The 23,731-nt window shown below is 39.6% G+C and carries 27 protein-coding genes and 1 tRNA gene; 21 read left to right on the forward strand and 7 right to left on the reverse strand.

Features of this window, described 5'->3' with window-relative positions; all coding sequences use genetic code 11:
* Positions 1–223: 223 nt before the first annotated feature.
* The 8 genes from C4F49_RS03445 to C4F49_RS03480 all read left to right on the forward strand — a co-directional run bounded on the left by C4F49_RS03445 (position 224) and on the right by C4F49_RS03480 (position 8,522).
* Positions 224–1,318 carry a DUF695 domain-containing protein gene (locus C4F49_RS03445; protein WP_196934486.1) on the forward strand — a complete coding sequence of 365 codons (1,095 nt, stop codon included), beginning with the start codon at positions 224–226 and terminating at the stop codon, positions 1,316–1,318.
* A gap of 51 nt (positions 1,319–1,369) precedes the next feature.
* The gene (locus C4F49_RS03450; protein WP_196934487.1) at positions 1,370–1,804 is read left to right on the forward strand and encodes a GNAT family N-acetyltransferase; all 435 of its coding nucleotides are present in this window, start codon (positions 1,370–1,372) and stop codon (positions 1,802–1,804) included.
* 164 nt (positions 1,805–1,968) lie between these two features.
* The gene (locus tag C4F49_RS03455; protein WP_196934488.1) at positions 1,969–3,414 is read left to right on the forward strand and encodes a circularly permuted type 2 ATP-grasp protein; all 1,446 of its coding nucleotides are present in this window, start codon (positions 1,969–1,971) and stop codon (positions 3,412–3,414) included.
* A 9-nt stretch (positions 3,415–3,423) separates the two neighbouring features.
* Positions 3,424–4,359 (forward strand): alpha-E domain-containing protein, encoded by a 936-nt coding sequence (locus C4F49_RS03460; RefSeq protein WP_196934489.1) that lies wholly within the window; start codon positions 3,424–3,426, stop codon positions 4,357–4,359.
* A gap of 30 nt (positions 4,360–4,389) precedes the next feature.
* Positions 4,390–5,382 (forward strand): transglutaminase family protein, encoded by a 993-nt coding sequence (locus C4F49_RS03465; RefSeq protein ID WP_196934490.1) that lies wholly within the window; start codon positions 4,390–4,392, stop codon positions 5,380–5,382.
* Between the two features lie 194 nt (positions 5,383–5,576).
* Positions 5,577–6,452 (forward strand): alpha/beta hydrolase, encoded by an 876-nt coding sequence (locus C4F49_RS03470; protein ID WP_196934491.1) that lies wholly within the window; start codon positions 5,577–5,579, stop codon positions 6,450–6,452.
* A gap of 241 nt (positions 6,453–6,693) precedes the next feature.
* Positions 6,694–8,103, forward strand: a complete 1,410-nt coding sequence (locus C4F49_RS03475; RefSeq protein ID WP_196934492.1) for a S41 family peptidase — start codon at positions 6,694–6,696, stop codon at positions 8,101–8,103.
* 53 nt (positions 8,104–8,156) lie between these two features.
* Positions 8,157–8,522: a DUF2200 domain-containing protein gene (locus C4F49_RS03480; protein ID WP_196934493.1), complete on the forward strand. Its 366-nt coding sequence runs from the start codon at positions 8,157–8,159 to the stop codon at positions 8,520–8,522.
* 172 nt (positions 8,523–8,694) lie between these two features.
* On the opposite strand, the gene C4F49_RS03485 is transcribed toward C4F49_RS03480, so the two are convergent.
* From C4F49_RS03485 to C4F49_RS03495, 3 genes are all read right to left on the reverse strand, one after another.
* Positions 8,695–9,621: a DUF4350 domain-containing protein gene (locus C4F49_RS03485; RefSeq protein WP_196934494.1), complete on the reverse strand. Its 927-nt coding sequence runs from the start codon at positions 9,619–9,621 to the stop codon at positions 8,695–8,697.
* A gap of 9 nt (positions 9,622–9,630) precedes the next feature.
* The gene (locus C4F49_RS03490) at positions 9,631–10,284 is read right to left on the reverse strand and encodes a hypothetical protein (protein ID WP_196934495.1); all 654 of its coding nucleotides are present in this window, start codon (positions 10,282–10,284) and stop codon (positions 9,631–9,633) included.
* A gap of 122 nt (positions 10,285–10,406) precedes the next feature.
* Positions 10,407–11,498, reverse strand: a complete 1,092-nt coding sequence (locus C4F49_RS03495) for a helix-turn-helix domain-containing protein (RefSeq protein WP_196934496.1) — start codon at positions 11,496–11,498, stop codon at positions 10,407–10,409.
* Positions 11,499–11,678: 180 nt separating this feature from the next.
* On the opposite strand from C4F49_RS03495, the gene C4F49_RS03500 reads away from it, so the two are divergent.
* From C4F49_RS03500 to C4F49_RS03560, 13 genes are all read left to right on the forward strand, one after another.
* Positions 11,679–13,070 (forward strand): APC family permease, encoded by a 1,392-nt coding sequence (locus C4F49_RS03500; protein ID WP_196934497.1) that lies wholly within the window; start codon positions 11,679–11,681, stop codon positions 13,068–13,070.
* A gap of 82 nt (positions 13,071–13,152) precedes the next feature.
* Positions 13,153–13,560: a hypothetical protein gene (locus C4F49_RS03505; RefSeq protein ID WP_196934498.1), complete on the forward strand. Its 408-nt coding sequence runs from the start codon at positions 13,153–13,155 to the stop codon at positions 13,558–13,560.
* Between the two features lie 288 nt (positions 13,561–13,848).
* Positions 13,849–14,358 carry a cupin domain-containing protein gene (locus tag C4F49_RS03510; RefSeq protein ID WP_196934499.1) on the forward strand — a complete coding sequence of 170 codons (510 nt, stop codon included), beginning with the start codon at positions 13,849–13,851 and terminating at the stop codon, positions 14,356–14,358.
* A 9-nt stretch (positions 14,359–14,367) separates the two neighbouring features.
* Positions 14,368–14,877 carry a PPC domain-containing DNA-binding protein gene (locus tag C4F49_RS03515; protein ID WP_196934500.1) on the forward strand — a complete coding sequence of 170 codons (510 nt, stop codon included), beginning with the start codon at positions 14,368–14,370 and terminating at the stop codon, positions 14,875–14,877.
* 6 nt (positions 14,878–14,883) lie between these two features.
* Positions 14,884–15,285: a VOC family protein gene (locus C4F49_RS03520; RefSeq protein ID WP_196934501.1), complete on the forward strand. Its 402-nt coding sequence runs from the start codon at positions 14,884–14,886 to the stop codon at positions 15,283–15,285.
* Between the two features lie 12 nt (positions 15,286–15,297).
* The gene (locus C4F49_RS03525) at positions 15,298–16,437 is read left to right on the forward strand and encodes an aldo/keto reductase (RefSeq protein WP_196934502.1); all 1,140 of its coding nucleotides are present in this window, start codon (positions 15,298–15,300) and stop codon (positions 16,435–16,437) included.
* Positions 16,438–16,452: 15 nt separating this feature from the next.
* Positions 16,453–17,304, forward strand: coding sequence for an NAD(P)-dependent oxidoreductase (locus C4F49_RS03530; protein WP_196934503.1), 852 nt, complete (start codon positions 16,453–16,455; stop codon positions 17,302–17,304).
* Positions 17,305–17,310: 6 nt separating this feature from the next.
* Positions 17,311–17,598 carry a putative quinol monooxygenase gene (locus tag C4F49_RS03535; RefSeq protein WP_196934504.1) on the forward strand — a complete coding sequence of 96 codons (288 nt, stop codon included), beginning with the start codon at positions 17,311–17,313 and terminating at the stop codon, positions 17,596–17,598.
* Positions 17,599–17,644: 46 nt separating this feature from the next.
* The gene (locus C4F49_RS03540) at positions 17,645–18,121 is read left to right on the forward strand and encodes an LIC11966 family surface protein (protein WP_196934505.1); all 477 of its coding nucleotides are present in this window, start codon (positions 17,645–17,647) and stop codon (positions 18,119–18,121) included.
* A 92-nt stretch (positions 18,122–18,213) separates the two neighbouring features.
* A complete protein-coding gene (locus C4F49_RS03545) occupies positions 18,214–18,888 on the forward strand; it encodes a DUF421 domain-containing protein (protein ID WP_196934506.1) in 675 nt (224 codons plus the stop codon).
* Between the two features lie 87 nt (positions 18,889–18,975).
* The gene (locus C4F49_RS03550) at positions 18,976–19,560 is read left to right on the forward strand and encodes a TlpA family protein disulfide reductase (RefSeq protein ID WP_196934507.1); all 585 of its coding nucleotides are present in this window, start codon (positions 18,976–18,978) and stop codon (positions 19,558–19,560) included.
* Positions 19,561–19,564: 4 nt separating this feature from the next.
* Complete coding sequence (gene gap, locus C4F49_RS03555; RefSeq protein ID WP_196934508.1) at positions 19,565–20,563, forward strand: type I glyceraldehyde-3-phosphate dehydrogenase; 999 nt, start codon at positions 19,565–19,567, stop codon at positions 20,561–20,563.
* A complete protein-coding gene (locus C4F49_RS03560) occupies positions 20,560–20,991 on the forward strand; it encodes a GNAT family N-acetyltransferase (protein WP_196934509.1) in 432 nt (143 codons plus the stop codon). Before gap ends, C4F49_RS03560 begins: the two co-directional genes overlap by 4 nt.
* 30 nt (positions 20,992–21,021) lie before the next feature.
* Here the strand turns inward: C4F49_RS03560 and C4F49_RS03565 are convergent, their stop codons facing one another.
* The 4 genes from C4F49_RS03565 to C4F49_RS03580 all read right to left on the reverse strand — a co-directional run bounded on the left by C4F49_RS03565 (position 21,022) and on the right by C4F49_RS03580 (position 23,551).
* Positions 21,022–21,801 carry a TIGR02757 family protein gene (locus C4F49_RS03565; protein ID WP_196934510.1) on the reverse strand — a complete coding sequence of 260 codons (780 nt, stop codon included), beginning with the start codon at positions 21,799–21,801 and terminating at the stop codon, positions 21,022–21,024.
* A gap of 18 nt (positions 21,802–21,819) precedes the next feature.
* Positions 21,820–22,818 carry a GTPase ObgE gene (gene obgE / locus C4F49_RS03570; protein ID WP_196934511.1) on the reverse strand — a complete coding sequence of 333 codons (999 nt, stop codon included), beginning with the start codon at positions 22,816–22,818 and terminating at the stop codon, positions 21,820–21,822.
* Between the two features lie 20 nt (positions 22,819–22,838).
* Positions 22,839–23,408: an adenylate kinase gene (locus C4F49_RS03575; RefSeq protein ID WP_196934512.1), complete on the reverse strand. Its 570-nt coding sequence runs from the start codon at positions 23,406–23,408 to the stop codon at positions 22,839–22,841.
* 69 nt (positions 23,409–23,477) lie between these two features.
* Positions 23,478–23,551, reverse strand: a tRNA-Arg gene (locus C4F49_RS03580).
* Between the last annotated feature and the right edge of the window lie 180 nt (positions 23,552–23,731).

A 23,731-nucleotide genomic window follows, 5' to 3' on the forward strand; every position in this document is an offset into this window, starting at 1 on the left:
AGTATTGATAGTTGCAAACACTAGGACACCTTGAGCGTATCAACATAGGAAGAGTAGCAAAACGCACTGGTTATCAACTCGATTTACCTTTTGTATCTTAAGAAAAGTGCTTTTTTCAAGAAAAATTTTCGGAATCACTACAGCTGAGACCGAAAAAAAAGATTCAAGAAAATAATCTCCTTTTATTATTACTTTAGTAAATAACAAATTAAACTATCGTGTTATGAGTTTTATAAGAAATATATTCGGCAATAAAGACACAGCAGTAACAAGTTACAGCGACTTCTGGAATTGGTTTCAAGACAATGAGAAAACATTTTTTACTGTCGTGAAAGAACAGAAAGACATTGAGCAAGAGTTTTTCGAAAAACTTTCGCCAAAGCTTGCTGAGCTTAAGGATGGTTACTTTTACCTGACGGGTATGTTGGACGAAAACACGGTTGACTTGGTGTTTACGGCAGATGGCAACACTAAAAACATTGTTTTTATAGAGGAACTAGTGGAGCAAGCACCGAAAATCGAAGGCTGGAAATTTACGGCAAATAAGCCTGCAACAAATATTGATCATATAGGAATCCGAATGGGTGGTTATACGTTTGATAGCAGTAATTTATTCTTCTATTCCAACGATTACCCAGAATACCCGGACGAAATTGATATATCGATCATACACGATGATCGGACGGAAGAAAACAAGGAAGCAATCGGAAATGGCACCTATATTTTCTTAGATAATTATTTAGGCGAATTAGCCTTTCTGAATAGCATAGACAACTTCACCTTCATTAGCAAAGAGCAAGCTGAAAAAGAACTTGTTCCTATTTCAAAATTGAAAGACTTTTTGATATGGAGAGAAAAGGAGTTCGTCGAAAAGTATGAGGGGCTTCGTTACGATACTGAAAACGACAGTTATTCAAGCTTTGAAGCAGAACTTAAAAATGGAAGACCGTTAGTTGCCATTGTCAATTCGACTTTGCTTAACTGGGACAGCAAAGCATCTCACCCTTGGATTTTGAGCGTTGAAATCGAATTTGATGGCGAAAACAGCAATGGCCTGCCAGATAGAGAAACTTTTGAATTTCTCAACGATTTTGAGGATGAAATCATGCTCGAGCTGAAAGATGTTGACGGCTACTTAAACATCGGCAGGCAAACTGCAGATGGTTTACGAGAAATTTATTTTGCTTGTATAGACTTTAGGAAACCTTCAAAAGTTTTGCATGACTTGTCAAAAAAGTATGCAAACAAACTGAAGGTAAATTATGAGATTTATAAAGATAAATATTGGCAATCTTTTGAACGATTTAGACCGAACTAAGAAGAGGCTTTATATAAAAAATTTCCTTTACTTCTATCAACAGTCTGCTCCATGCAAATCCGTCAAGAAAACCCAGGTGATTACAAAGCTGTATTCGCTTTACTAGAACATGCATTTAGGAATGAAGTTCATTCTGACCATAAAGAACAATTTCTTGTAGAAGATTTACGAAAATCAGCGCAATTTATTCCTGAATTATCGCTAGTCGCTGAACTCGAAAATAAAATTGTCGGCTATATTCTTTTGACGAAAATCAAAATAAAAAACACGGAAAATGAATATACGTCACTAGCCCTTGCCCCTGTCGCAGTCCACCCCGATTATCAAAACCAAGGAATTGGCGCTGAGTTAATTAGGCATGCTCATCAAAAAGCAAAAGAACTAAATTTCGACTCTATTATCTTATTAGGCCACCAAGATTACTACCCAAAGTTTGGCTATAAACCCGCGAAATCAATACCGCTCGATAGAGCGCCCATCAATTAACTTCTAACTAAATTCAACACGAATCCATTCAGCTACAAAAAGTGAACTCACGGCTACAATAATATCCAAAAAGCTATTTATTTCATTCTTTTAAAGCAAAATTTAAACAAATAGCATATAATTTTTATTAATTTTCGTATATTAAAGCAATAATTAGTTGAATTATGGAGAATTTTATCGGGAATTATCAAAATAGCCAAAACACGTATGACGAAATGTTTCTCAATAATGATAATTACAGAAATCATTATCTAAATTTCATCAATAACTTCTCTAAAGAGTCTTTAGACAATTTAAATAAGAAAGAAGAGTTGGCTAAAAAACTTTTCATGAGCCAAGGAATCACTTTTACCGTATATGATTCGGGAGAGGGAATCGAAAAAATATTTCCTTTTGATATAATTCCGCGCATCCTGACGGCAAGCGAATGGAGCTTCATCGAGAAAGGGATTACACAGCGATTAAAAGCATTGAACCTTTTTCTTAAAGATGTTTATAGCAATCAATTTATTATTAAAGACAACATCGTTCCGATCAATGTCATTTACTCTTGCCCTCATTTTCTTCGGGAAATGTATAATGTGCAGGTCTTGCATGACATTTACATTCATATTGCCGGCATCGATTTGATACGAGATTATGATGGCACTTTTTATGTCTTAGAAGATAATCTTCGTACGCCTTCGGGTGTGAGTTATATGCTCGAAAACCGCGAAATCACCAAGCGCTTATTTCCTGATCTGATTCCACAATGCGGTGTTAAGAGCGTGACCGAATACCCGGCGATCCTTTACCGGAATCTTTTGGCGCTCTCCCCTCGTGCTGTTTCTAATCCGACAATCGTGCTGCTAAGTCCTGGAATGTATAATTCGGCTTATTATGAACATACAACCCTTGCCCGTTTAATGGGTGTAGAATTGGTGGAAGGGCGCGATTTAGTAGTCAAAGATCAGAAGGTGTTTATGAAAACCACGATTGGCTTACAGCAAGTCGATGTCATTTATAGACGTGTGGACGATGATTACCTTGATCCATTGGTCTTCAACCCAAATTCTGTTTTGGGGGTCGCAGGATTAATGGGTGCTTACCGCAAAGGCAATGTCGCTATCGTGAATGCCATAGGCAATGGCGTGGCCGATGACAAAGCAGTGTATACCTACGTGCCGGATATGATCAAGTATTACCTGAACGAAGAGCCCATTCTTAAAAATGTTCCAACCTATCAGCTGAGCAATCCAGATGAATTGGATTTTGTTTTTCAGAACATCAATAAACTGGTGATTAAGAAAACAAATGGAAGCGGTGGTTATGGCATGTTAATGGGTCATTCGGCCTCCGAACAAGAGATTACCGAATACAAGGCTGAAATCCTGAAAGATCCGCGCAATTTTATTGCGCAACCGACAATCAGCTTATCTTCTGCGCCTTGTTTTATCAACGGAAAACTTGCGCCACGAAGAATAGATCTTCGGCCTTTTGCTTTGAACGGACCTGATGGAATTTCCATCGTGCCGGGAGGATTGACGCGAGTGGCACTGAAAGAAGGTTCTTTGGTAGTCAATAGTTCGCAGGGCGGTGGCAGTAAAGACACCTGGGTATTAACTTCTTAAAAATACAGTATGTTAAGTAGAGTAGCTTCAAGCTTATATTGGTTAAGTAGATATGTGGAGCGCAGCGATGGTATGCTGCGCATGATCAAGATTAATTATGCGTCTTCACAAGACAGCATTCAGGAATTTACATGGAGACCAATCATTAAAATTTTCTCTTCGGATGATGAACATGAGCTTTTAGCCATTCAGCATGATAGCCGCGCGGTTATCGAATATCTTTTACTGAACCGTGAAAATCCAAATTCCATCTTAAATATCGTGACGCTGGCGCGCGAGAACGCACGCAGCGTGCAAGAGCATATTCCAAAAGATTTATGGCAGTGCCTGAATGAATATTACCATACCGTGAAAGACCCTAACTTGCTTTGGTACGTGCAGAAAGATGACCCGATTACCGCGTTGGACATTCTGATCCGCCAGGTCATGGTGTATCATGGAACGTCGGACAGCGCGATGGAGCGAGGCGAAAGCCGGAGCTTTATGAAAATCGGAAAACACCTGGAACGAAGCATTCAGTCCATTGATATTTTGGATATCAAGTTCAGTTCAATCAGCGGCAATCCCGACTTGTTGACCGACATTGCCTATTGGAAACATTTATTGCTTTCCATCGGTGGGTATGAACTATACCTTAAAACCTATAGGCAGGGTTTTGATGTCAAGAATATCATTGAATTGGTGATGCTCAATGATGATTTTCCGCGTTCGGCATTGTATTCGATCAACAACATCGACCGGTACTTTAGCCGGCTTAAAAGCGAAAGCAACATTGTACATTACAACAATCTTTCCTTTAAAATTGGCCGTTTGAAGAGCATGATTACTTATAGCTCTGTCCATACGATGGAAGAGCAGCAGTTGCATCAGTTCCTGACCGAAATACGTTCGGAACTTTTTGGCATCGGAAATTTATTAAATGAATATTATTTTGCAAATTCATAGTTCGAATCACAGCAGTAAACACATCATATTATGCCCGTTTTTAAAATAAAGCACATTACCAATTACAAATACGAATCTCCAGTTCGCGATAGCGCGAATCAAATTATACTGTTCCCTATAAAAGACGATTTTCAAAAAGTCATCAAGCATGATTTAAATATTTCTGGAAGTCCAGAGATTGAATTATTTATTGATTATTATGGCAATGAAGTCGGAACATTTGCGCAGAACGAACCGCATACGCAGCTCAAAATATTTTCCAAAGTCAGCGTTGAAACCATTCCACGGCCTTTGCCTCAAGATGATATTTTCAGCAGCGAGCAATGGAATTATTTAGAAAAAATAAAATACGAGGTTCCTTATATTGATTACCTGACCCAGGAATATTTTGAGGGGATAGGACAATTGAAAGATACAGCGCTTGCGCTGAAAGAAGCGGACGACACGCCCCAGCAGGTTGCCTTAAACTATTGCAACTACGTATTTACCAATTTCGAATACATCAAAGGCATTACGGCAGTGAACACCACTATTGATGAAATTTTAGAGCTAAAGGCCGGAGTCTGTCAGGATTTTGCCCATGTGCTGACTGCAATGCTCCGTCTGACTGGTATTCCAGCACGTTATGTCAGCGGCTATATCTGTCCGAACAGAGATGGAATGCGCGGCGAAGGAGCGACACATGCTTGGGCAGAAGTCTATCTTCCCGAATATGGCTGGTTTGGCCTAGACCCTACGAATAACTGCATTGCAAATGAAAATCATGTGCGCTTAGCCGTAGGCAGAAATTTCGCAGATTGTTCGCCCGTAAAAGGTGTCTACAAAGGCTCTTCCGAACATATTATGGAGGTCAATGTTTCGGTTGGATATAATGATGATGATTTTGTAGATAATGAAACTTATTATCAGCAAAAAGAGGTGAATTACCCAAAACCAACGGTTACTTCTGCGCCATCAAAACCTAAAAATAGCTATCAGCAATACATGGAAGCGATGCAACAACAGCAGCAGCAACAACAGTAAATTGTCTAATAGGGAACAAAAACGGGTTCCTAATTATTCAGATTTGGCGTAGAATGCTTTCGGACATAGGTTAAATAAAGTTAATCATTTTGAGCTTAACCGTTTGATTAATAGGTTTGGAGAGAGAACTAGTTCGGTCTAAAAAACTAACTGGGCTAGTTCAAAAACTTAGTTAAAAACGTAAACCTATTCCCATGAAGAAAAATTACCTAATCCCTAAAAGCTTCCTTTTTATCCTCGCTGCTTTGGTTTCGCTCAGGTCTTGCAACCAGGCTTCCGAACCGCAGAAAAAAGATTCAGAACTCCAGATTGATTACGCATTGTACTCACCCAGCGTAAAAGATAGTTTTTATATTTCCCTGCAGCTGCCGCTGGAATATGCTTCAGCAAGCGACAAGAACTTTCCAGTTGTCTATCTGACCGATGGAAATTTCTTCGGCCCCATGCTTGGACCAATCCTGCATCAATACGAAAAAGGAGGATTATTGCCTCCGCTGATACTTGCCTCGATTCACTATAAATCCTTTGAAGCAATGGATTCCTTGCGCGTTCGCGATTACCTCTACCCTGCTTCGATTCCTTCCGATGAGATGCGAGCAGTCGGTGGCGGACAGCGTTTCTATCAGTTTATTACGGACGAACTTATTCCAAAAATCGATTCGAGCTATAGAACCCTTGCTGATAGCAGAACTTTGCTAGGCCATTCTTTCGGAGGATATTTCTCGCTCTTGGCGCTTTCCGAACAGATTAAAAATAGCCGCCATGACTTTAATGGATTTGTAGCTGCCAGTCCTACCCTATGGTACAACGACTTTTACATGAAGCAGTTGGATTCTTTGTCCAAGTCGATACTTTCGGCAGACAGTCTGCATTTATTCTTGAGCGTAGGGGGCGATGAAGAACCTCAATGGTTTGTAAAACCGGTCAACGATTTGGCTAAATCATTGGCAACGCCAACACCAAAGAACCTAAAGACCGATGTAGAAATTTATTCCCATCTAGACCATATGAATGTCGGACTAGTCGCTTTTGTAAAAGGATTGCAACGCATCTACAACCCAAATCCTTAAGCAAGCAATAGTTACAGAAAGACATTATCTAGTTCACCTAAAATTCTGCTGAATTAAAAAAATCAGCCATTCTTTGCACGAATGGCTAGATTTTATCCGAAAAATTTATACTATTCCAGCATGAGCCAGATTTTTTGTTAAAAGTTAACGTCTTTATCAATAATTTGATCAAATCAAGAATCAAATGTCTCTCAATTAGACTTTACTTTTGTATATTCGGGCATCCGCTACACTATAAAACATGATGTTAAAAAAAATCCTAATCCTTTGCCTATTTCTTCAATTCCCAGTCACTATTTTCTCACAAATTCCGAATACCTTATCGTTAGATGAAAAGATTTACGGACTTTCAAAATTTTGGAGCGAAGCGAACTACAATTTTGTCTATCTATACAAAGTCAATCAGGCGCAATGGGATGCTGCTTATAAAGAAGCCATCACGAATATCCAATCGACCAAAAATGATTATGATTATTTCAGGGAGCTTCAAAAGTTATGTGCACTTCTAAAAGATGGACATACGTTGATTCACATGCCAGAAAATCTTCAAAACCTGGTCATGACGACCCATTTTGGAGCGTATCGCCTTTTCCTGACGAATATCGATGGGAAAGTCTATGTGATGGATGTCAATAAAAGCAAAGAACTTGAAATTCCGGTAGGCAGCGAAATCGTAAAAGTAAATGGACTTGCGACAGCAGATTATCAAGCACGATTTGTAAAGCCTTACCTATCGACCTCGACAATCGATGCGCTAGATAACCAAGCCGCCTACAGCCTATTGGCTGGTTTGGAAGGCGATCAGTACGAAATAGAATTGCTTACGCCAAAAGGCGAACGGAAATCATTTACGTTGACGCATGCTACAACAGAAGAAACTGCGCTAAGTTCCGTGCCCCTGCCTCCAAGTCAAAATTTCGAATTTAAATGGGTACAGAAGGATATTGCTTATGTAGCGATTCGGACCTTTGAAGATGCAACAGTTGTAAAAGAGTTTGAAGCCAAGCTTCCTGAATTGCAAAAAGCAAAGAAAATCATTCTTGATATCCGAAACAATGGCGGTGGCAGTAGCCGAAATTCATTGAATATTGCCAAGTATTTTATCGAGCAAGATACTATTTATGGCGCGAGAAACTACAGCAGGGAAATCATTCCGACAGATCGAGCAATCGGTTCATTCTTGACCGCCGCCGATACGGTGAATGGAAAAGAACAATGGGGGCTTTCCAAAGAAGATGCTACTGCATTTTACAAGGCAGCTCAAGGTGCGAAGTTCCATGAGTTTGCGCAAAACCCGATCCACATACAGTCCGATAGTAAGCTCTCAGTACCTACTGTGATTTTAACTAATAACTACACGGCCTCCGCAGCCGAAGATTTTCTAATCTATTTGTTAAATTCGAAGAACAGCACCCAAATCGGTGAATATACCAATGGAAGTACCGGACAGCCTTTGCAAGTGGAATTGCCGGGAGATGCGTCCGCTTGGATCTGTACAAAAAAGGTGACTTTGCCAAATGGCGAGGAGTTTGTCGGAATTGGAATAAAACCCGATATTGTAGTGAAAAGAAATTTAAATGATGCTTTATATCCCTCAAAATTTGATTCTCAATTAACAGAAGCGATTCATTTTCTGGAGAATAAAAAATAAGACTTGAAGGCAAGTAAAGCATATCCATATATTCCACTTTAACAGATGTTACGATGAAGACAACAGCAACACATGATGAAAAGATTGCAAAATTAACGTTTGCAGGCGTGTATCCGCATTATGTTACTAAAGTAGTTTCTAAAGGCCGTACGGAAGAAGAATTGCATGAAGTCATCGAATGGTTAACTGGTTTTAATCAAAAAAAACAGCAAGAACTAATCGATGAAAAAGTCATGTTTGAAACCTTTTTTCAGCGAGCGACCCTCAATCCGAACGCGCATTTAATTACTGGTACAATCTGTGGCTATCGCGTAGAAGAAATTGAAAACCCATTGACACAGCAAGCACGCTATTTGGACAAACTAGTTGATGAATTGGCCAAAGGCAAGAAAATGGAAAAGATATTGCGAAGCACATAAGAGCTTCCATCATTAAAGGCTACTATGCTCGCCTAAGACCGTAAAAAAGCAAAGAGGATAAAAATCCCCTCTGCTTCCTCAAGTTGAATTCGGTTAAATAGCTTTTAACTAAAAATCTTGTAACGCAGCTTAGCCGTAAAGAAAAGTTGCAAACACCGGTCTATTTATCCAACTAGGGCTTCTCTGCTAACCACTGCAATACGTTCAGCAACAAATTGACATGATGCTCGGCGTCTGGATGGTTCATTCCCCTTTTCTCACTTTTAACGCCTTGGAGCTGCGCCGAAAACACAGCGCCATCAGCGAATAGCGCGACTCTACCCTTTCCGACTTTTAGCAAAGCACTATTCGCTAAGCCTTTGCCCGAAATATAAGGGACGGTACTGGCAACCGGATACGTAACATCTTCAATCTTTGAAGGCAAATAAACTTTGTAAGCATCCGTCAAGGCCGTAATCACCTCTGCTTCTTTGGGAGCAATAAAACCTGTGCTTCCCCAAAACCGAATCTGTTCGACTGGCCGTGATGCATGTTGCGTGACAGCGCTCGCATACAGGTTGCCTAGTGAAGCTGAAAATAGTTCTGGCGCAGGATAATCCAACAAAGCAAATCCATTGATTAGATTGAAACCGAACTTGGTCGCTAATGCGCTGATGGATCCTGCACAAGGCATATGGTCGGTGACCAATAAGAGGCTCCCTCCTTCCATCACCCAATTAAATAGGAGTTCTATTTCTTCATCCGTATAGATTGAATGCGTTGGCAGGTTCCAATCTGTTGGATTATAAATGGCATTAATGCTAACGAAAATCCTAGCTTCTTCAAGCTGATTTGCGCTTAAAGCTATGTTGGTGGTCGAAAGCCGATATCCATCCTTTGCAGCTACCTGCGCAAATCCTGCATATTGTCCCTTCATCGAAAATGGATTATTGTGCGCTTCATCCACTAATAGCATCGGCCCCTTTTCTGCAAGATATGATGGATGCTCAATGCTGACCAAAAAATTGGGATCTGCGACTTGTTGGGATTTGCAGTCTGCAGCTAAAGAGGCCTGAAAAACCAAGATGAACAGATAGGCTTTGATATTGAAACTAACCATAATCGATAGCTAATTAATCCGCAACCAAACATCATTCTCAAATGCACGCATTTGCATCTTTTGATTTTCCTTTTCCTCAAAGCTAATTGGAAAAGTCAATTCATCATTATAAAAAAAGTTTGCTGTTTTGGGAGAGAATTGTATTACCTTATTATCCCAAAGCTGCTTTAGAGATAATCCACCATCCTTGACCCGCAATTCTAGATGCATCTCTTTGTTCCGTGTCAGTTCATACTTCCCTTCGTACTTGCGCATGGCCCCATCGTCTAATCGGATATAGGCATCGGGATTGAAATCCACTTTCACTAATTCTACCCGATTAAGAATTTTCGCTCCAACAATCATTTTGTTGCTTAAATGAAATTCAATAACATAGCCTTCATCTACGGAAGTGAAATTCAGATCTGCATTCCTTTTCAGCTTGTATTGTCGAGAATCCCAAGTTTGCTTTGCAATCAATTCGTTGCCTTCGACAATAAATTCGATGTAGGCGACTTGATTAGGGAATTGATAAAATCCCTCAAATGCAGACAGCGGTGTGCTATCGGCAACGGAGATTGACGATGTCGGATGATTGGGTTGACTGCTGGCATGTAAGCTGTTGCAAAATAAAAGTGCGGAACCAATCAAAACGCTCAATTTTACTGTGTTTTTTGTTTTCATATCTTTTGTTATTAGTAAATATGAAAGCAAGTATACGGGCATGGACGAGTTTATACGTTCTGCTGTATCCAAACGAACAACTTCTACCGTTCAGATTTACCCAAACGAACAAAAAGGCTTTGCTAGTTTTGGTTTTTCTTATAAAATTCAGTCGGAGTTTCCCCAGTGATTCTTTTAAAGGTGGTATTAAATGTAGTTTTAGAATTAAATCCAGCGAGCGTGGCGATTCCGATCATGTCCAGATGTCGATGTTCCTTACTCATCAATAATTTTTTGGCTTCATCGACACGCATTTCGTTGACGAACTGATAAAAATTTTTCTTAAAACCTGTATTGATTACATACGATAACTCATGCGTCGTCAGCTCGAGTGCGGTTGCCAAAGCAGTCAAGTTTAAGGCAGGATCAAGAAATACTTTTTCGGCTTGCATGTATTGATCAACCCTTTGCATGACCAATTCAACCTGATCAGCATGTAAACGTTCATTCGAACTTTTGTTTCCGGAAACATCTGCTGAGATGCGCACATCTTTTTCGTCTATATTTTTCTGTGACGTTACCGAATAGGCCATGTAAAGAGTTACAGCGAAATACCCTATGGGTACAAAGTAAATAACGGAAGGAAAAAACTTGCTGAGTGCCCAAAGCGCAACTAAAAGAACATAACTGGCGAAAAGCTTCTGAATCCAAACGAGATTGATTTCATCTATCGTGGAATTTGTCTGCTGAATAATTTTCTGATGACGATGAATCTGGAGTAAGGAAAGAGTGCCATAAAAAAATATTTGTAAAGGAAAAAAGCTAGCAATTATCCAGATGGCTTGCCTAGGCAAATCAAAATCGACAGCACCTGCATGAATAGCATTTGGGATAAGAACAGCAACTGTATAAAACAAGAACAATACTGAAGGAATAAAATGCAGTAGGCTGTTTTGTTTTCTGAAAGGATGAATGTAAGCGGTTACAGCTAGGTAGAAAGAAGGCATAATAGCCCATCGAGACAATTCTAAGAAGATAATTAGTGTTGGATTAGTTCCCATTCTGCCGTCAAACTCCAGAAATAATTGGCAAAATAAACAGCTAAGACAAAAACTAAACAGAATAAGCCATCTATTCGAGCGCTCATTCACCGCTGGCACCTGCTTGATTAGCAAAAAGGCCAACAAAAGCAAAGCTCCTGCACTAAACGCATAAAAAAGACTGCTGTATTCCAAATTAGAGTTTCAATTAATTCGTTTAAATCGATATTTTCTAAAAATAACACAATAATTTAACTTGTCACATAAAAACAACGACGGAGCGAATAGTTTTCTATGCTTAATTACATATTTGTAATTCAAATCCGATTTTAAATAGCTATTTTTATTTTAAGTAATTTATCCTAACAGAAATCTATGCAAAAAAAACTTAAATTATGGGATGCCGTTATGTTGGTAATGGGATCCATGATTGGAAGCGGAATATTTATCGTCAGTGCAGATATGATGAGAAATCTCGGTTCTGGTTATTGGCTAATTATTGTTTGGCTGATTACGGCAGTAATGACTGTTGCCGCAGCGATTAGTTACGGTGAACTCTCAGCCATTTTCCCCAAAGCTGGTGGCCAATACACCTACATCACGGAAATATTTGGCAAGAAAATGGGTTTCTTATATGGCTGGGGCTTGTTTACGGTTATACAGACCGGAACGATCGCTGCTGTTGCGATGGCATTCGGAAAATTTACGGCCTACCTAGTTCCTACCCTCAATGATGCGGCTCCTATCGTACAGAATGGGGACTTTCAGATTACTTGGATTCAGATTTTGGCAATAGGAATTATCTTGTTGCTGACCTACATCAATACACGTGGAGTACAAAGTGGAAAACTGTTGCAAAATGTGTTTACAGGTTCCAAAATCATCGCTTTATTAGGATTGATTGCAGCAGGATTTATTTTGATTGATGTCTCTCATTTGGCTGAAAATTTCAGTTTGGGAACACAGGCCTTTCAAAACTTTGACCAGATTAATTGGCAACCGATCGACGGCATGACGTTAATGGGCGGTATTGCTGCCGCAATGGTCGGTTCGGTCTTCAGTTCTGTTGCTTGGGAAAGCGTGACATTCGTTTCAGGAGAGATTGAAAATCCGAAGAAGAATGTGGTCAAAGCAATGATTATCGGGACATCCGCGGTCATGATTTTATATGTTCTGGTAAATTATGTGTACTTAAATGCCTTGGATAGAGATGGCATTGCATTCGCGGCAAACGACCGGGTAGCTGTGGCAGCTTCGCAGTCGATATTCGGCAACGCCGGAACAATTATTATTGCCGTTTTGGTGATGGTTTCGACGTTTGGATGCAATAACGGTTTGATATTGGCTGGTTCAAGAGTCTTTCAGACGATGGCAAAAGATGGTTTGTTTTTTAAACCTGCTGTCAAAAACAACAAAAATGATGTTCCGAGCAATGCATTGTGGATGCAAGGCGTTTGGGCTTCCCTACTCTGTTTGAGCGGCCAATACGGCAATCTATTGGATATGATTTCCTTTGTAATCGTGCTATTCTATATGATCACTGTTTTTGGGGTCATCTATTTAAGAATAAAAGAACCGCAAATCGAAAGACCTTACAAAACCTGGCTTTATCCGATTACACCGATTATTTATTTACTTATAGGAACGGCATTCTGTGTTTTGCTTCTGATTTACAAACAGCAATATACCTGGCCAGGATTTATTTTAGTATTGATTGGCCTTCCTGTTTATTATTTCATCAACCGAAAGAAGCGAAATTCGATTTAAATCATTGATAAATTACTTTGGCTTACGTGTTCCAAACCAGCAATTTTTCACGTTATAGCTAATAAACATAAAAACAACCCCCATGAAAAAGATTTTAGCATTGTGCCTAACCCTAATCGTTCTGACGGCTTCAACCTGTAAAAAAGAAAACCTTGCTTTGGTCACTGGAACATACTCCGGAGAATTTACAGTCGTTTATGAAGACGGCAAAACCCACACAAATCCTGTCAGCGTGACTTTCACAGAAAACACCTATAACAGCACTGCTTCGGAAGATCGTTTTCCGGCCGGGGGATCAGGAACATTTACACTAGATAAGAACAGTATTTCATTTTCTGACGAGCATATGTGGACTGCGGATTTTGATTGGGCATTGATTTTAAATGGAAAATATGATTATCAGCTGAAAGGAAAGACATTGATTCTATCTAAAAAGATTGGCGAGAATCTTAAAGGTACAATGACTTATACGCTGACGAAAGACAACTAGATTTCAGTCAATCACTATTGACTATAAGCCCTAAAATAAAAAATGGGCTGATAGCATTTGAAAATCACATGCATGCCGCATGTGATTTTTCCGTTTTCTTATTTTTTCCCCTGCGCCAACGCAATAAAACAACTCTCAGCTTAGGCTTTTCTTACAATTTCTAAAAACTCTTTAGGCATCTGGTTGTTAAAATAAGTACTGGAGGATAAGACAATGAATAAAAGACAATTGATAAAAAATTGTTGTTTATTAATTTTTGCTACATTTTTAACAGCCACTATGTTTTCAATGCAGATACAAGAGCCAAAAATAGTTTATTTCAAAGACGATGGCGTGATTCCGAATAGCAAATTGCCTCTTCTCGTCTACCCTTCTGCTTTTGAAGGCAACGGAGATGGCTTAGCAGAAAAAATTGAGAAAACATTCGCTGCAAATAATTGGATAAACTCATGGCGTTGGGGTGTTTATCCATTCCATCATTACCATAGCAATACGCATGAAGTATTGGGTGTTTATCAAGGAACAGCAACCTTATTAATGGGCGGAGAAAAAGGAGAAAAATTAACGGTCAAGGCGGGCGATGTATTGATTATTCCTGCAGGTGTTGGCCATAAATGCTTAACACATTCTGATGATTTCAACGTTGTCGGCGCATATCCAAACGGATTAAAGCCGGATTTGAGAAAAGGAGAACCTACCGATCGGCCCTCAGCCGACGTCAACATAAACAAAGTACCTAAACCTGCTACAGATCCCATTCAAGGAAAGAATTTGGGATTAACAAGAATTTGGAAATAATTATTTTTTATGAAATCATTAAAATTAATTCTAGCAGTCATTTTTATTCAAATTACTATGCAAACGCAAGCACAACAAGTTTTAAAAGGAAGTCTTTGGACAGCAAAAAAGGTAGAACAGGGATTTATTATCAGCATCAATGATAAAGCTAGCATTACAGATGCATTGACGGATTTTGTGACCCAAAACAAGATCGTAGCGGGAAATATCCTCGGCGTAGGTGCGGTTAACGAAGCGACTTTGCGGTTCTTCGATCCCGAAACAAAAGAATATGTTGATAAAACATTCAAAGAACAAATGGAGATCAGCAACATTACGGGCAATATCGCTGTGAAAGATGGCAAACCGTATCTTCATGTCCATGCCACTTTAGGCCGTAAGGATTATACAGCTTTAGCTGGGCATTTGGAGGATGGAAAAATTAGAGGTGCAGGTGAAATTTTCATCATGCCTATTCAAGCAGATATTCAACGGATTAAATCTGAAGAAATCGGATTGAATGTGTATGATTTTAAATAAAATTTAATGGAATTAACAAATCGATTACCAAGAGATTTCTTCAAAATAAATCATGTGCTGATCAATATTCCGACAGGAACAATTGACGATGCCATTGTATTTTACACAGACATTTTAGGCTGTGAGCAGATAACCGGTGAACATCCGAATGAAGCAGTCTGGTTTACATTTGGAAATATTGAATTGCATGTCCGAGAAGAAGAGGATATCAACGTCGCAAAATCTAGCCGCCATATTGCAATGGAAGTAAAAGATTTATTGCTGTTCACGATTTACCTTGAATCAAAAGATATGGAAATACAATACAGCTCAGAAATTGAAGGCCGCAAGCGCCTATTTATCCGAGATCCTTTTGGTAATCGATTTGAATTTATCGAATTCAAAAAACCAAATTACACACTGAAATAATCCTTCGAGAAGATGTCAGGTAAAATCAATAGAAGAAACTTTATAGCACAATCCGGAATGGCGACAGCCGGAATTGCCTTGAGCCCGCTCATGCAAAGCTTTGCCAATACCGCAACTAAACCACAGCAGATGAATACATTTGAAAATGCACAGACACACAGCCGATTTAGACCGAAACACAAAGCAGGTTTTGGTGGCGTTGCCATCGGCAATGGATTTAATGTTAATCCAGATATTGAATGTTTACAATCGTTAGAGGCTGCCTGGGATGCTGGGGTTCGCTATTTTGACACTTCGCCTTGGTATGGTTTGGGAATCAGCGAACGCAGAATGGGAACATTTCTTCGGAATAAAAACCGGGAAGAATTTACGCTTTCGACAAAAGTTGGCCGTATTCTGAAACCACATGAGAATTTCAAACCCACACAGGCAATCTGGGAAGGCAAGCTCGAGTTTAGTTATGAATACGACTACAGCGCTGCCGGCGTTCGTAAAAGTGTGGAAGACAGCATCAATCGTTTGGGCGTTTCATCAATCGATATTGTTTTTATCCACGACCTTTCACCAGATAATGGAGATATGAAAGAAGATTGGGTAAAGTATTTTGAGATCGCACAAAAAGGTGCCATGCCAGAATTGACAAAAATGAGAGAGGAAGGCTTGATTAAAGCTTGGGGTTTTGGTGTCAATACCATTGAGCCTATCCTAAAAACCATTGAAGTCGCTGATCCTGATATTTTCTTGTCTGCTACGCAATATTCCATTATCAAACATGAAGATGATTTAAATCTTGTATTTCCAAAGTGTGCAGAACGTGATATTTCCATTGTTGTCGGTGCGCCTTTGAATGCAGGATTTTTAGCCGGGAAAAATCGCTATGATTACGGTGGAGAATTTCCTGCTGGCGTAAAAGAAAAATTGGCAGCAATCGAGCTAATTGCGAAAAGGCACCAAGTCGATGTCCGCACAGCTGCGTTGCAATTTGCAGCGGCGCCAGAGGTTGTTTCTGCGGTTATTCCCGGAGCACACACGGTGCAGCAAGCAAAAGAAAATGCCAAATCATTGCTAGAAGACAAGATACCGTCCGGATTCTGGACGGAATTAAAAGAGCAGAAATTGATTTTGGAACATGCACCCGTTCCTAGCGCTTAATTCAAACCATTTACGATGTCAACAGAAAAATTAGGATTTATAGGTTTAGGCAACATGGGACATCCGATGGCCAAAAATCTCGAAAAAGCAGGCTTCTCCTTAACCGTTTATAATCGAAGCAGCGATAAAGCGGAGGATTTCAAAGAAAAATCAGCAGTCGCAGATTCCATAGCTGATCTTGTGTATCAATCGGATATTGTGTTCACTATGCTTTCCAATGACCAATCGGTCGAAGAAGTGTACAAAACAATTGAAGAGGAAACGATTGAAGGAAAATTATTTGTGGACATGAGCACGATATCGCCTGCATTATCCCAATCCATTAGTGAAAAATTGAAAGCAAAAGGAGCTTTCCTTTTGGATGCTCCAGTAGCGGGAAGCACGAAGCCTGCAGCAGAAGCGACCCTGATTATTATGGTCGGCGGTGATGAAGATTCATTGCGCCGAGCAACTCTTTATTTAGAAAAATTAGGAAAAAGCATCAAGTATTTAGGTGAAAATGGCAAAGGCTTAATGGGCAAACTAGCGGTAAATTACTATTTGGCAATGGTCTACGAAGGTTTGGCCGAAACGTATCTGTTCGCTCAAAAATTGGGAATTGATGGAAGTCTGATGCTGGACATTATCAACGAAAGTGCGGCAGGCAGCGGAGCGACAAAAGTAAAAACAGCTCCCCTTCTTGAAGCAAACTACGCTCCTGCTTTTACATTGGATTTTATGCTGAAAGATATCAAGCTGGCGAAAGCCGTAGGCGCGGCTTATCCTGTCGGAAATTCCATTTTGAACGTGTATCAGGAAGCAAGTGATGCAGGATTCGGTAAAGAGGATGTAATTGGAGTTATTAACTATTTAAAGGAACTTAAGTAAAATAGTATGTTATACGTTATAGCAAAAAGTGTTTCTAAAAAAGAAAATATCGAAGAAACCAAAGAAGCCATGTTGGCTTTGATAGAACCAACTCGCGTCGAAAAAGGCTGTGTGCAATATGATCTTCATCAAGATCAAGAACACCCTGAAAATTTCTTTTTCATTGAGCAATGGGACACGAAAGAAGATTTGGACAAGCATTTAAAAAACAAACATTTGGTAAAATGGGCTGAACAGCAAAAAGTCTTGTTAGCTAGTCCCATGGAAGTTTTTATGATGGACCGACTGGCATAGTAGTTGTTTAGTTTTAAATAATTAATTATAAACTAATCACAAATACATGAAAAATTTAATTGCAAGCGGACTATCCCTGATAGCAATGCTGCTGATTGTCGGCTGTGGTTCGAACGAAAAAAGAACTCCTCAAGAATACAACAATGAATTGATGACAATCATCAATGGCAATGAACAAGAAATCAGCAAAATGAATGCAGCGATGACTGCTTCAAATTATGACCAAGCAACCATTGTTCAAAAAGAATGGTCTGCCGCGGTTGACCGAGATATTAAAAAAGTGGATAGCATCGGCGCTTACAAAGATGATAAGCAGTTGCAAGAGGCTGTCTGGGATGGTTTAAAAGGCTACAAGAAAATCGTCAATGAAGATTATCCGAAACTGATCGAAATCCGCAAAAGCAATCTCACTGACCCGACAGGTGAACAGCAAGCATTAGAAAATATCAATGCTGCTTTTGAAAACATGGCCAATAAAGTGAACGTCGCATCGGATGCTTTTGAAGCCAAGCATGTTAAATAAGATGTAAAATCTCAAGCCCTATGCATTAATTCGCTAGGGCTTGTTTTTATAAATGAGGGGAAATATATCACTTTGAAAACAGATCAACGCCTATGGATTTTGAAAAAATATTCTTAAACAATACCGAATTGCAGTTCGTATGGGAAATTCTATTGCGCTGTTTGGTCATGTATATTTTAATCATTGTCTTTTTACGTCTTTCCGGAAAACGAGGTGTGCGGCAATTATCGATTTTCGAAATCACAATCATTTTGAGTCTGGGTTCTGCCGCAGGCGACCCGATGTTTACAGAGGACATTCCCATTTTGCATGCTTTCCTTGTACTCTTTTCTATTATTGTGTTGTATAGAACCACAACTTACTTTATGATGAAAAGCAAAAAAATCGAGCAATTGCTGGAAGGAAAACCGATCTGCATTGTCGAAGATGGTTTGCTGGTCACGCGTGACGTGAAGAGAGAGTTATTTTCGCACGACGAATTTTTTGCTGAATTGAGGCAACAGCATGTTGAGCATCTGGGACAGGTTCGAGTAGCCTTACTTGAAACAAATGGCTCCGTAAGTATTTTATTTTATGATGATGACGAAATTAAATATGGCTTACCTTTATTTCCGAAAGCATATACCGAAATTGCTTATTGCAAACCTGACTCCAAGTATGCCTGTATGCATTGCGGACAAATAAAACATTTGCAACAAATCGATGAAATCTGTTCGAGGTGCGGAGAGCAACATTGGACGTTGGCCATGAAAACAAAAAGAATCTAATCTTATTTATCATCCAAATGTTAATAATCGGCTTTTCGGATATGAAAAGCTATTTTTTTGGTAGATTTGCCCATATTTATTAGAATCATGAAAATAAACTATTGCTCAAGTTTGGCTTTATTAGCAGTACTATCATTGACTGCTTGTAACAACGAGCCTAAGAAACAAGAAGCAGCGACTCAACCTGCAGCACATACAACGGAAACCCCTCATCAACAAGCGCCTCCTGCTCCTGTTGCGAATCCGGAACCTGCAGCTTCGATTCCAGAATTTACATTCTACAAAGTAAAATCAGGCATGTCTTTTTCGAAAGCAGATATCAAAAGCGGAAGAAATTCAGTTTTTATATTGTTCGATCCTTCTTGTGGACATTGTCAGCATGAAGCAGCTGGTTTGGCAAAAAACTACAGCAAAGTAAAAGACATCAATATCTATTATGTGTCGATGAATGACCCGGCTTTAATGGTTAAATTCTTCCCGACTTTCGCCAAAGAATTGGAAGGCAAAGACAATGTCGAATTGTTATACGATAAAGACCAAAATTTCATTCAGAAATTCCACGTTCCAAAACAATTTCCAGCAAACTATATCTATGGTACTGATGGTCAGCTAAAAGGATATTGGGACGGCGAAAAGGACATCAACGAAGCTATCGCAGCATTTACAAAATAAAAAAATGAAAGTCGCCATTAATGGTTTTGGACGGATCGGAAGGCATACGCTTCGCAATTTACTAGCGCGTAATCTTCCATCCATTCAGGTTGTTGCTATCAATGATATTAGCGATACGGAAACGCTTGCTCATCTATTCAAATACGATTCGGTTCATGGCCCTTTTCTTGGAAAAATCAGCCATACAGCCGACAGCTTGATTATCGACGGACATGAAATTTTTATTTCAAAAGAGAAAAATCCCGCTCAACTACCTTGGAATAAACACGGAATTGATGTAGTCATCGAAGCTACAGGTTTATTTACAAAACTGGCGGATGCGGGACTGCATTTGGATGCTGGCGCAAAACAAGTGATTATTTCTGCGCCTTCGCCAGATAAGGAAGTACCAACCATTGTTCTTGGGATAAATGATCATGATTTTGATTGGAACACGAATATCTTTTCGAATGCATCCTGCACGACCAACAACGTCGCTCCCTTAGTTAAAATTTTAGATGAAAACTGGGGAATTCGAGATGGATATATTACAACCGTGCATTCCATGACTGGCGACCAGAATCTACATGATGCCCCTCATCGTGACCTGCGTAGAGCACGAGCCGCGTCAGCTTCCATCATCCCGACTTCCACAGGTGCAGCAAAAGCAATAACGAATGTTTTTACGCATCTGGAAGGAAAGTTAGGTGGCGCTGGAATCCGAGTTCCGGTTCTGAATGGCTCATTGACCGATTTTACATGCACGTTGAAAAATGAGACAACTGTCGAAGAAATCAATGCAAAATTCAAGGAAGCGGCAGAAAACGAATTGAAAAATATCCTTTACTACACCGAAGATCCGATTGTGTCCGTAGACATCATCAACAACCCCTACTCCTGTGTTTTTGATTCGCAATTGACGTCCATCGTTGGCGGACTTGTTAAAGTTGTGGGATGGTACGACAATGAGTTTGGGTATTCCAACCGGTTGGTGGATATATTGGAAATTTTAGCTAAACGATGATTCGCTTTATTCAAGCTAAAGACACCTTGCCTTTAAGAAGTCTGGTGCTGCGCAATGGTCTTGCGGAAAACGAGTGTTATTTTGACCAAGACAAATTGGATGATACCTTTCATTTGGGATATTATCATGAGGATCAATTGGTTTGCATTTTGACTTGTCAAAAAGAGAATCATGGAAAGTTGCCGAAAGACGCTTACCGCTTGTGCGGAATGGCCACACATCCTGATTTTTTGAGAAAAGGCTATGCGAAAACAACATTGGATGCCGCGATGGAACATCTAAAAACACAGTTGCAGATTGATTATTTGTGGTTTAATGCACGCAAAAATGCTTTCCCCTTTTATGAGCGCATGGGTTTTGAATTTATGTCTGACGAATTTGATATTCCGGGAATCGGCCCGCATAAGGAAATGTTTAAGTTTCTGTAATAAAGAAACTTGCAAACAATCCATTTTCGCTTACATTTCCTTCTCAACGCCTAATCCAAACAAAGCAAAATCGTATTTCACAGGGTCGTTTGCATCCAATAATCGAAGATTAGCCGTAAGTTCCAAAGCTGTTTTCCAATTGACTTTTTCTGAGCTAATCAAATGAAATTTTCGGGCAACGCGCTCAACATGCAAGTCCAACGGACAGATTAAATCTTTGGGAGCAATCCGTTTCCATATTCCAAAATCGACGCCATTCTCATCCGAGCGAACCATCCACCTCAGAAACATATTGATGCGCTTGCAAGTCGATTTTTGTTTTGGCGAGCTGATGTGTTTTTTAGTTCGTAAAGGAAAATCAGGCAGCGAAAAGAAATATTCTTTGAAATTGTCTAAAGCTATTTCGATAGCATACTCTTCTTGGTATTGGTCTTGCGCTAATAAAAATGCATCTTCTAGCGAATCAAATTGCTGGTAATGGAACTTAAAAAATGAGACAAAATAAAGCAGGTCAGTATCATTAAATGTGCGGTGTTTAAATCCTAACAGCTGTTTTAAATCGGCATCCTGATGATGTAGAATAAAATCGTACGGATTGCCATTCATGCGTTCGATCAGCTCTTTGCATTTATTGATAATGGTCTTACGCTGTCCCCAAGCTAAAATGCTAGCAAAGAAACCCATAATTTCAATATTCTGCTTGTCTTGAAATAAATGTGGAATGCAAATCGGGTCATTTGCAATAAAACTAGGACGGTTATATGCCGCAACTTTCTTATCTAAAAAATCTTTGATATCAAATGATTCCATAGGAAAAGAAATGTAAGATTATTGATTAATCTCTTTCCAGATTAAATCTTTAAGTTGCGTAATGTTTTTGCCTGTAACCGATGAAATAAATAAGTACGGAATATTCTCTGGAACTTGAGCCCTCATTTCGTTCTCTAATTCTTCATCCAGCATATCCGATTTGGTAATCGCCAACACTTTCGGCTTATCCAATAATTCTGGATTGTAAACCGTCAATTCATTCAGCAAAATCTCATATTCTTCCTTAATCGTGCGGTCAGTATCGGCAGGAACCATGTACAGCAATACGGAATTTCGTTCGATATGGCGCAAGAATCGGTAACCCAATCCTTTACCTTGCGAAGCACCTTCGATAATTCCGGGAATATCTGCCATCACAAACGATTTGCTATCGCGGTAGCTAACAATTCCTAAGTTTGGAACTAAGGTAGTAAATGGATAATTAGCAATTTCAGGTTTTGCAGCTGAGACAACCGACAGCAAAGTAGATTTTCCAGCGTTTGGAAATCCTACCAAACCTACATCAGCCAATACTTTCAGCTCCAAAATCACCCATTGCTCTTTACCCGGCAATCCAGGTTGCGCAAAGCGAGGTGTCTGTTGTGTCGGCGATTTAAAATGCCAGTTTCCCAAACCACCTTTGCCGCCAGGCGTTAAGATTTTTGTTTCGCCATCTTCTGTGATTTCGAACAACACTTCACCCGTTTCAGCGTCTTTGGCAACAGTTCCCAAAGGAACTTCAAGCACATCATCCGCGCCGTTGGCTCCCGTACTTAAAGCACTTCCGCCACGCTCGCCATCTTTGGCAATAATATGTTTACGGTATTTTAAATGGAGCAAAGTCCAATGTTGGGTAGATCCTTTTAAGATAATATGACCTCCGCGACCACCATCTCCCCCATCTGGACCGCCTTTTGCAGTCAGCTTATCCCTATGTAAATGTGCAGAACCTGCCCCTCCATGTCCGGAACGGCAACACACTTTTACATAATCCACAAAATTCGATCCCTGAGCCATAATCTTACCTAACTTACAAACTAATATGCGTCAATGACAGCAGTTAAGTTTGCGAAAATCTCTTCAATTTCACCAATACCATTTACTTTAACAAGCTTTCCTTGCGCTTCATAATAAGGAAGCACATGAATTGTTTTGTTAAAATACTCTTCAATTCTCTTTGTTAATTTGTCGGCAGCATCGTCCGCACGTCCAGAAATTTCCTGACGTTTAGCAATACGTTGCTTCAACTCATCTTCATTCACATCCAAAGCAATTACGCCAGAAATTGATGTATTATTTTCTTGTAAGAATTGATCCAATGATTCAGCTTGAGGAACTGTTCTTGGAAATCCATCAAAAATAAAACCTTCTGCTTGTGGATTGTTTTTAAGCTCTTGTTCTAACATCGCAATCGTAATGGAATCCGGAACTAAATTACCGTCAGCAATAATCTGACTGACCTCTTTCCCTAATTCTGTTTGATTTTTAATGTGAGCACGAAATAAATCCCCTGTAGAAATATGATGTAAATTATATTTAGCAATTAATTTCTCCGATTGAGTACCTTTACCTGCCCCAGGAGGCCCAAAAATAACAAGGTTTAGCATAGTTCGTTGTTATGTGATTAAAAAATAAAAGCCTAATTCAGACGAAGAATTAGGCTTGAAGTTAATAAGTGCGCTCAAAGGGAGTCGAACCCCTAACCTCCTGATCCGTAGTCAGGTGCTCTATCCAATTGAGCCATGAGCGCGTCTACCAATCCGTCAAAAGTATTTCCTTTTCTGTTTTGGTGATGCAAATATAGGCAAAAACCAATCTTCCGCAAATTTTTTTTTCATTTTTATGCCTCTCGTCCATAAACTCCTTTAGAATCAACATGCTAAATTTCAATTCCCAGATTCTATTTATTCCATAATTTGCAAAACAATTT

Source organism: Sphingobacterium hungaricum, assembly GCF_015210005.1.
GTDB lineage: Bacteria > Bacteroidota > Bacteroidia > Sphingobacteriales > Sphingobacteriaceae > Sphingobacterium > Sphingobacterium hungaricum.